Annotated in this window: 7 protein-coding genes and 1 pseudogene; 7 read left to right on the top strand and 1 reads right to left on the bottom strand. The window is 62.2% G+C overall.

What is annotated here, in order from left to right; translation table 11 throughout:
- Positions 1-246: 246 nt before the first annotated feature.
- Positions 247-2,709 carry a penicillin-binding protein 1A gene (locus BFP93_RS14930; protein ID WP_370671215.1) on the bottom strand — a complete coding sequence of 821 codons (2,463 nt, stop codon included), beginning with the start codon at positions 2,707-2,709 and terminating at the stop codon, positions 247-249.
- 218 nt (positions 2,710-2,927) lie between these two features.
- Here BFP93_RS14930 and pilM point away from each other — a divergent pair, with 218 nt between their 5' ends.
- From pilM to BFP93_RS14895, 7 genes and pseudogenes are all read left to right on the top strand, one after another.
- Positions 2,928-3,584, top strand: coding sequence for a type IV pilus biogenesis protein PilM (pilM, locus tag BFP93_RS14925; RefSeq protein WP_065885701.1), 657 nt, complete (start codon positions 2,928-2,930; stop codon positions 3,582-3,584).
- Positions 3,581-4,132 (top strand): PilN domain-containing protein, encoded by a 552-nt coding sequence (locus tag BFP93_RS14920; RefSeq protein WP_065885700.1) that lies wholly within the window; start codon positions 3,581-3,583, stop codon positions 4,130-4,132. Before pilM ends, BFP93_RS14920 begins: the two co-directional genes overlap by 4 nt.
- Complete coding sequence (locus BFP93_RS14915) at positions 4,129-5,100, top strand: pilus assembly protein PilP (protein WP_065893696.1); 972 nt, start codon at positions 4,129-4,131, stop codon at positions 5,098-5,100. Before BFP93_RS14920 ends, BFP93_RS14915 begins: the two co-directional genes overlap by 4 nt.
- Positions 5,101-5,247: 147 nt before the next feature.
- Positions 5,248-6,494 (top strand): annotated as a pseudogene (locus tag BFP93_RS14910) (type IV pilus secretin PilQ); the annotation flags it as partial.
- A 4-nt stretch (positions 6,495-6,498) separates the two neighbouring features.
- Positions 6,499-7,017, top strand: a complete 519-nt coding sequence (gene aroK, locus BFP93_RS14905) for a shikimate kinase AroK (RefSeq protein ID WP_065885698.1) — start codon at positions 6,499-6,501, stop codon at positions 7,015-7,017.
- A 125-nt stretch (positions 7,018-7,142) separates the two neighbouring features.
- Complete coding sequence (aroB, locus tag BFP93_RS14900) at positions 7,143-8,243, top strand: 3-dehydroquinate synthase (RefSeq protein WP_065885697.1); 1,101 nt, start codon at positions 7,143-7,145, stop codon at positions 8,241-8,243.
- Between the two features lie 10 nt (positions 8,244-8,253).
- Positions 8,254-9,362, top strand: a 1,109-nt coding sequence (locus BFP93_RS14895) for an AAA family ATPase (protein ID WP_065893695.1), incomplete at its 3' end; no start/stop codon positions are given.

Here is a 9,362-nt window from a genome sequence, read left to right as displayed (position 1 = left end):
GCGTCCTGCCGGGTTGCCCACGGATTCAAGCCTGCGTTCGGCCAGCGTGGTTTAACGGGGCGCCTGAGATCAAGATCAAAAGCAGATCAAGAGCAAGAGCGACTCGCTTCGCATCGTGGTTACGGTTGAGCGCTACAGAGTTGTGTAGATACCTATGCCCGATAGCGGTACATCAGTCCCGGATTCATTGGCTGACAGCCTGCAATCGGGGGCAAGCCCCCTCCCACATTGAAGCTGTGTTGCGCCTTAGAAGAGGTCGATCGGCGCGCCTTCATCCGCTGGCAGCGGGCTGCCCGGTACGGCGCCGTTGCCCAGCTCGTTGACCGACGGCGGCGTGTCTTCGCTCTTGAACAGTTCGAAGTAGGCGTTCGGGGTACTTGGCGAGGCCGCGCGGCCGCTGACTGGGTCGATGCGCAGGCTGAGGATGCCTTCCGGTTCCGGCTGGGTGTGCAGCGGCTTGTCCTTCAAGGCGGCGCCCATGTAACTCATCCATATCGGCAGCGCCACGGTGCCGCCGAATTCGCGACGCCCCAGGCTTTCCGGTTGGTCGTATCCGGTCCATACGGTGGTCACGTAGTCGCCGTTGTAGCCGGAGAACCAGGCATCCTTGGATTCGTTGGTGGTACCGGTCTTGCCCGCGATGTCCGCACGGCCCAGGGCCAATGCACGTCGGCCAGTGCCCTTCTTGATCACGTCCTGCAGGATGCTGTTGAGAATATAGGTGGTGCGGCCATCCACGATCCGTTCAGCCACCGCCGGTGCCTGTGGCTCCCCCGGAGCTTGAGCGTTTGCGGCAGGCGTCGTACCTGGCGTCGGTTCAATGGTGATGCCGCCGTTACTTGGCGCGGCGAGACCATCGGTTGCCGCCACGCCATTGACCACATCGCCGGGTACCCGTGGCGGGTTGGCGGTGAACAGTGTGTCGCCATTACGGCTCTCGATCTTGTCGATCAGGTACGGCGAGATCTTGTAGCCGCCGTTGGCAAAGGTGCTCCAGCCGGTGGCAATTTCCATCGGCGTGAGGGTCGCGGTGCCCAGGGCCAGGGACAGGTTCGGCGGCAGGTCAGACTTGGCGAAGCCAAAGCGGGTCATGTAGTCGATGGTCTTGCCCACGCCCATCGCCTGCAGCAGGCGGATCGACACCAGGTTGCGCGACTTGTACAGCGCCTCGCGAATGCGGATCGGGCCGAGGAAGGTGTTGGTGTCGTTCTTCGGGCGCCAGACCTTGTCCAGGTACTCATCGACGAACACAATCGGCGCATCGTTGACCAGGCTGGCGGCGGTGTAGCCGTTATCCAGCGCGGCGCTGTAGACGAACGGCTTGAAGCTCGAGCCCGGCTGGCGCTTGGCCTGGGTGGCGCGGTTGTAGTTGCTCTGTTCGAAGGCGAAGCCGCCGACCAGGGCGCGGATCGCACCATTTTGCGGGTCCAGGGACACCAGTGCGCCCTGGGCGACCGGTACCTGGCTGAATTTCAGGCTGTCATCGGCCTGGCGTTGCACGCGGATCAAATCACCCACCTGCGCCACGTCGGACGGCTGCTTGGGCATCGGACCCATGCTGTTGGTATTCAGGAATGGACGTGCCCATTTCATGCTGTCCCACGCCACATGCGCTTCGCCGCTGCGGGTCAGTACCTGCACGCCATCTTTCTTGACCTGGGTGACGATCGCCGGCTCCAGGCCGCTGATCGGACGTTGCTTGCCCAGTTCGGTGGTCCAGGCGCTCAGGGTCTTGCCCGGCAGGCGCGATTCAGGGCCGCGATAGCCGTGGCGCTGGTCATAGGTGATCAGGCCATCGTGCAGCGAATGGTTGGCAATTTCCTGCAAGTTGCTCGGAACGGTGGTGGTTACGCGGAAACCTTCGGTGTAGGCCTCGCTGCCATACCGGCCAACCATTTCCGCACGGGCCATTTCGGCGATATACGGCGCATTCACTTCCGGCGTCGGCACGTGATAGCTGGCGTTCAATGGTTCGGCCACGGCACTTTCGTAAGCCGTCTGGTCGATCTTGCCGAGCTTGTACATGCGCCCCAGGATCCAGTCGCGACGCTCCTTGCTGCGCGCCGGGTTGGCCAGCGGGTTGAAGCGCGACGGCGCCTTGGGCAGGCCGGCAATCATCGCCATTTGCGCAAGGCTCGCATCCCGAATCGACTTGCCGTAGTACACCTGGGACGCCGCCTCGATGCCGTAGGCACGGTTGCCCAGGTAAATCTTGTTGACGTAAAGCTCGAGGATTTCGTCCTTGGTCAACTGGCGTTCGATCTGCAGCGCCAGCAGGATCTCGGTGGCTTTGCGCGAAAAACTGCGCTCGCTGGTGAGGAAGAAGTTCTTCGCCACCTGCATGGTGATGGTGCTGCCGCCGGATTGAATGTGTCCGCTTTTTACCAATTGCGTGGCTGCACGGACCAGGCTGCTGGGGTCGACGCCGTAGTGGTTGGCGAAATTATCGTCTTCAGCCGACAGCAATGCGTTGATGAAATTGGGCGGAATGTCGGCGAAACGGATCGGTGTACGGCGCATTTCGCCGAACTCCGCGATCAGTTTTTCATCGCTGCTGTAGACCCGCAAAGGAATCTGCAACTGGATACTTCTGAGGGCCTCTACCGACGGCAAACCCGGACTAAGGTAGAGGTAGGCCCCGCTGAGTACGAGCAGCAGCCCGCAGACGATCGCGACAATGGAGTACCCGAAAAACTTCAGCAGACGAATCAAGGCTTTTGGATTTCCAGAGAAAAGAAAGAGTTACGCGTCGGGGCATGCATGGCGAACGATGGATCGACCCGGGCGGCAGATAAAAAGCGGGAAAAAACGCTGGGCATTAAAGCATTTTCGCCTCCGGGCGTCATTCGCACGGCTCAAACAAGTCGACCGAATGCACGGCCCGGAGGCAATCAGGCGGTAAGACAGGCAAAGCTTTAGGGAGTTTTATGGGAAAGGGATTTTTCAGGCGAAAACACGCCATCGTTCTCGGCGTCGACATCAATGACCGAGGTATCAAGCTGATCGAGCTGGGCCGTTCGGCGCAAGGTTTCAGCATTCAGGGCTACGCCGCGCAGGGGTTGCCGGCGCATGCGGTGGTCGATGGCACAGTGCTCGACCTTGAAGGGGCCGGGCGGGCGCTGCAGCAGGCATTATCGCGGCTGCACAGTCGCGCCAGGCACGCAGCCGTGGCCGTCTCGGGCCCGTCGGTGATTACGCGGGTGATCGAAATGGACGCAGGCCTCAGCGACGAAGAGAGGGCCTGGCAGATACACATGGAGGCCGACCAGTACATTCCTTATCCTCTGGACGAAGTTGCCATCGATTTTCAGGTACGCGGCCCGTCGTCCCAGGGCGCCGGGCGGGTGCAGGTCATGTTGGCGGCTTGCCTGCGCGAACAGGTCGAGGCGCGCGAGGCGGTCCTGGGCCTGGCCGGGCTGGTGACGCGGGTGGTGGATGTCGAAGCATTTGCATTGGAGCGCGCTTGCCGTCAGGATTTTGCCAGCTTCACGCCAGGTCATCGAGTCGATGGCGCACAATGGGCCGCCGATGCCCACGGGATGGGAGTGGCTTGCGGGTTGGCCCTGAGGAGTTTCGCTGGATGACACGAATCAATCTTTTGCCTTGGCGCCAACTGCTGGCCGAGCGGCGCCGCAAGTATTTGCTGGTGCTTTTGCTGGCGTTTGCCTGCCTGGCGCTCGCGGCGGTGTGGCTGGCCGATCAAGTGATCGACCAGGCGATAGACCGGCAGGTCACCCGCAACGTGCGCCTGGACGGGAATGTTGCCGCGCATGACTCACGAATCAAGACCATCGACGACCTGCAGGAGCGAAGCCAGCAATTGGCGCAGCGCATGAAGGTGATGCAGGATCTGCACGACGCGCGCTCCTCCGGCGCTCGGCTGTTCGATCAGCTGGCGCGCACGATGCCCGATGGCGTTCACCTGCATGAGGTGGTCGCCAACGGCGACACGCTCAGCATCCGCGGCAGTGCCGACAGCAACCAGGATATCGCCCAGTTGATGCGTCGGCTGGAGGCGTCGCAAGGCGGCCATTCGGCGCGGCTCGAGCGTGTTCAGGCAGAGGGTGAGCGCGGCGCTCATCAGTTTCAGTTGATGGTGCGCCAGGGGGAAACCATCGAGGCGCAACCATGAGCCTGCCCGGGCTCGACTTTTGCGCACTCACCTACAACGCTGCAAAATGGCCCTGGCCCGCAAAGGTCCTGCTTGGCTGCGCCCTGGGCGGCCTGGTGCTGTTGATAGCAGAAGTGTCATACCTGGGCGCTTCGCGAGCGCGATTGCACGGGTTGGAGGCGCGCGAGCAGGTGCTGCGCGGGCAGCTTGAACAGAGCACCGGTGTGGTCGCAGACCTTGAGGCGCACACCGAGCGCGTCAGGGTGATGGAAGACACCGTCGCGGATCTTCAAGGGCAACTGTCCGGTGACGCTGCAGTGCCGGACTTGCTTGAAGACATCGCTCGGCTGGCGGTTGCCAAGGGCGTATGGGTCGAGGGCGTCGAGGTGATGGACGAGGCGCCGCAGCCGTTCCATGTCGAACAGCCCTTGAAGGTTGGCGTTACAGGGGGTTATCACGACCTGGCGGCGTTCGTCAGCGCCCTGGGTAGTTTGCAGCGCGTCGTCACGGTGCATGACCTGGCGTTGCGCTCGGAAGGGGCTTTGTTGCGGCTGGAGCTGCTGATCAAGGCCTATCGAGGCGTTTTCCACGGGGGCAAGGCATCACAGGCGGGCGTCCCGGCTCCGCGCTTTGTGTACGACGCGACCTCCCTGCGCGACCCGTTTCAACTGACAGCCTTGCAACCGGATCATTCGCCTGGGCGGCCCGCCCCTGCTCCGGATCTCACACGGCCGCGCGGGCTGCTGGAGGGCATCGCAATCGACCAGTTCGACATGGTCGGTACGTTGTCCGGCGGCGGGCAGAGCTTTGCGTTGCTGCGTGCCGGATCAACGGTGCATCGGCTGGCGGTCGGCGACTACCTCGGGCCGGATCATGGTCAGGTCACCTCCATCCAGGACGGCCATGTGGAACTGGTCGAACGTTTTCCCGATGAACAGGGCCTCTGGCTGGAGCGCCCACGAACGCTGGTGTTGAACGTCAACTCATAACGGAATCAAGCAATGAAAAGGATTTTCTTGTCCTTCGGCGTGGCGCTATGGATAGCGTTCACGGTGCCGATGGCTGCTGCTGTGCCCAATCGCGTCGACCTTATCCATCTGCCGCCGCCCGAACGCGCATCGTCGGCCGACTACACAGGCGACACACTGAACCTTAATTTCCAGAACATCGATTTGCGCGCGGCATTGCAGCAAATCGCCGATGTCGCCGGCCTGAACCTGGTGGCCGCAGACGAGGTGCAGGGTTCGATCACCCTGCGGCTCAAGGACGTGCCCTGGGACCAGGCGCTGGACCTGGTGTTGCAAGCCAAGGGGTTGGACAAGCGGGTCAAGGCCGGCGTCTTGCTGGTGGCCCCCGCCGACGAATTGGCCGCACGCGAACTGCTGACGCTGGAGGCGCGCAAGCAGATGGCCGAACTGGCGCCGTTGCGCCGGGAGTTGCTGCAGGTCAATTACGCCAAGGCGGCGGACCTGGCCAAGCTGTTCCAGTCCATGGCCGGCTTTGAAGGCGCGACCGACGAGCGCGGCTCGGTGGCGGTGGATGATCGCACCAACAATATCATCGCCTACCAGACCGCAGAGCGGCTGCAAGAGCTGCGGCGGATCGTGGCGCAGCTGGACGTCCCGGTGCGCCAGGTGATGATCGAGGCGCGCATTGTCGAGGCCAATGTCGATTACGACAAAAGCCTGGGCGTGCGCTGGGGTGGGCGGCTCAATCGCGGCAATTGGGGCGCCGGCGGTATTTCAAAACCCCCGGCAGATGGCGCGCAACCACCGCCGAATCCACCCAGTTCACCCTTTGTCGATTTGGGTTCGCTGACCGGCACCTCGGGCCTGGGGCTGGCGTTTATCACCGACAACCTGCTGCTGGACCTTGAGCTGACCGCCATGGAAAAGTCCGGCAACGGCGAAATCGTCTCGCAGCCCAAGGTGGTCACCTCGGACAAGGAAACCGCGCGCATTCTCAAGGGCACCGAGATTCCCTACCAGGAATCCACGTCCCAGGGCGCCACCTCGGTGTCGTTCAAGGAAGCTTCGCTGTCGTTGGAGGTCACGCCGCAGATCACCCCTGACGATCATGTGATCATGGTGGTCAAAGTCACCAAGGACGAACCCGACTATTTGAACAAACTCAACGACGTGCCGCCGATCAAGAAAAACGAGGTCAATGCCAAGGTCCTGGTCAAGGATGGCGAGACCATTGTCATCGGCGGGGTTTTCTCCAATACCAGAGCAAAGTGCTAGATAAAGTGCCATTTTTGGGCGATGTGCCGTATCTTGGCCGCCTTTTCCGGCGCGATGTGCGGTCGGAGAAAAAATCCGAGCTGCTGGTATTCCTGACTCCGCGTATCATGAATAACCAGGCGATTGCTGTGAGTCGTTGATTCTGTGCGAAATTTGATTCTTGTAGGGCCGATGGGGGCTGGAAAAAGCACCATCGGCCGTTTGCTGGCCAAAGAGCTGCGCCTGCCGTTCAAAGATTCCGATAAGGAAATTGAATTGCGCACGGGTGCCAATATCCCATGGATCTTCGATAAGGAAGGCGAACTGGGCTTTCGCGACCGCGAGCAGGCAATGATTGCCGAGCTGTGCGGCTGCGATGGCGTGGTATTGGCCACCGGCGGAGGCGCAGTGATGCGTGATGAGAATCGCCGCGCCCTGCATGCCGGTGGTCGGGTGGTGTATCTGCATGCCTCGGTCGAGCAGCAGGTGGGCCGCACGGCTCGTGATCGCAATCGCCCATTGCTGCGCACGGCCAACCCGGAAAAAACCCTGCGGGACCTGCTTGCGCTGCGCGATCCGCTGTATCGGGAGATCGCCGATCTGGTGGTGGAAACCGATGAACGGCCGCCCCGAATGGTGGTACTCGATATTCTTGAGCGCCTGCAACGGCTGGCACCCCGTTAAAGCCTGGCCGCAAATGCGCTATTCTCGGCGGCGCGCCATGACCTTGCGGGGTATGGCGTAGAGCCATCAGGCAGCGTCTGATCCAGGCGTTACCGGTCGTCACACTATCTTCAACGCGGGGACACATGCAGACACTTAAGGTCGATCTAGGCGAGCGCAGCTACCCGATCCATATTGGCGAAGGTCTGTTGGACCTGCCCGAACTGCTCGCACCGCATATTGCCGGTCGGCAGGTGGCGATCATCTCCAACGAAACGGTGGCGCCGCTGTATCTGGAGCGTCTGAGCCGCAGCCTGGCGGCGTACTCGGTGATCTCGGTAATCCTGCCCGACGGCGAAGCCCACAAGAACTGGGAAACCCTGCAGCTGATTTTCGATGGCCTGCTGCGCGCACGGCATGACCGCCGCACCACCGTGGTCGCCCTGGGCGGCGGTGTGATCGGCGACATGGCCGGCTTCGCGGCCGCCTGTTACCAGCGTGGCGTGGACTTTATCCAGGTGCCGACCACGCTGCTGTCTCAGGTCGATTCGTCGGTGGGCGGCAAGACCGGCATCAACCATCCGCTGGGCAAGAACATGGTCGGCGCGTTCTATCAGCCGCAGGCCGTGCTGATCGACACGGCCACCCTCAACACCTTGCCACCCCGCGAGCTGTCGGCGGGCCTGGCGGAAGTCATCAAGTACGGGCTGATATGCGACGAGCCCTTCCTGACCTGGCTGGAAGAACACATGGACGCCCTGCGCGCCCTCGACCAGGTGGCACTCACCGAGGCAATTTCCCGCTCCTGCGCAGCCAAGGCGCTGGTGGTGAATGCCGACGAACGGGAGTCCGGTGTACGGGCTACCCTGAACCTGGGTCATACCTTCGGCCATGCGATCGAAACCCACATGGGCTATGGTGTGTGGCTGCATGGGGAAGCCGTCGCGGCTGGCACAGTGATGGCATTGGAGATGTCGCAGCGCCTGGGCTGGATCAGCGCCCAGGAGCGTGATCGCGGGATCCGTCTGTTCCAGCGCGCCGGTTTGCCGGTGATTCCGCCGTCCGAGATGACCGAAGCGGATTTCCTGGAGCACATGGCAATAGACAAGAAAGTGATCGACGGTCGGCTGCGGCTGGTGCTGTTGCGCCACATGGGCGAAGCGGTGGTGACCGACGATTATCCGAAAGAGATTTTACAGGCCACGCTGGGAGCGGATTACCGCGCCCTGGCCCAGCTTAAAGGTTAATAAGATCGCGATGACTAGTTTGCATGCCGACGAGGCGTTCCTCGGCCATTATCACTTGAGCCACGACCCTTTCGCTCCACGGGTGCCTGGTTTCAAATTCTTCCCTGCCCAGCGCAAGCCGGTACTTGGGCAATTGCACCACCTCGCGCGCTACAGTCAGTTGCTGCTGGTGGTCACGGGGCCGTTGGGCAGCGGCAAGACGTTGCTGCGCCAGGCGCTGGTCGCCAGCACCAACAAGCAATCGGTGCAGAGCGTCGTGGTCTCGGCCCGTGGCGCCGGTGATGCGGCCGGCGTGCTGCGCCAGGTGGCGCAGGCGCTGGATGTCGCCAACGCCGAGCCGAACGCGATCCTCAAGCAGGTGGTGCAACTGGGCCTGACCGGCCAGGAAGTCTATCTGCTGGTGGATGACGCCGAGCAACTCGACGAGTCCGCCCTGGAAGCATTGCTGGCGCTGGCGGCGGGTACGCCGGAAGGTCGTCCCCATGTGTTCCTGTTCGGTGAGTCGTCGCTGATCGCCGATCTGGAACAGATCAGCGGTGAGCAAGAGCTGTTCCACGTCATCGAATTGCAGCCGTACGAAGAAGAAGAGACCCGCGAATACCTGGCTCAGCGCCTCGAAGGTGCAGGGGCCGGTATCGAACTTTTCTCCGCTGCGCAGATCTCTGATATTCACGAAAGCTCCGATGGCTGGCCTGGCAACATCAATCAGGTTGCCCGCGATGCAATGATCGAAGCCATGATTGCCAGCCGCTCTGCGGTCAAGCGTCCAAAGATGGGGTTCACTATGCCTAAGAAGCACGTATTGGCTATTTCCGCCGTTGTCGTGGTCGCCGTTGCCGCCGCCTGGTTGATTCCAGGCCGCAGCAAGGCGCCGACCACCGCTGGCGCGCCAACCGAACAGGCGCAGTTGCCACTGGGCAAGCCCACGCCAAATGTCGAATTTGCCAACTCCGGCCAACCGACCAACCTGCCGATGGTCGGCCAACCGGTCATGCGCGGCCCGCTGGCTGAGGAAGCCGGTGGCATCTCCGAAGGCGACGACGGTGTGCCGGTGGAAGGCTCCAGCGCCACGCCGCCAACCGTGACGACCACCGCGCCGCCTGCGGGCGTACCGGCAGG

This window comes from Pseudomonas sp. 44 R 15, assembly GCF_900004965.1.
GTDB lineage: Bacteria > Pseudomonadota > Gammaproteobacteria > Pseudomonadales > Pseudomonadaceae > Aquipseudomonas > Aquipseudomonas orientalis_A.
Note: the sequence above shows the minus strand (reverse complement) of the source record. Positions and strands in the feature narration are given on the sequence as shown.

Bases quoted from the DNA above. Each gene is read 5' to 3' on its own strand.
- pilM (WP_065885701.1), top strand. From the start codon at position 2,928: ATGGGAAAGGGATTTTTCAGGCGAAAACACGCCATCGTTCTCGGCGTC.
- BFP93_RS14920 (WP_065885700.1), top strand. From the start codon at position 3,581: ATGACACGAATCAATCTTTTGCCTTGGCGCCAACTGCTGGCCGAGCGG.
- BFP93_RS14915 (WP_065893696.1), top strand. From the start codon at position 4,129: ATGAGCCTGCCCGGGCTCGACTTTTGCGCACTCACCTACAACGCTGCA.
- aroB (WP_065885697.1), top strand. From the start codon at position 7,143: ATGCAGACACTTAAGGTCGATCTAGGCGAGCGCAGCTACCCGATCCAT.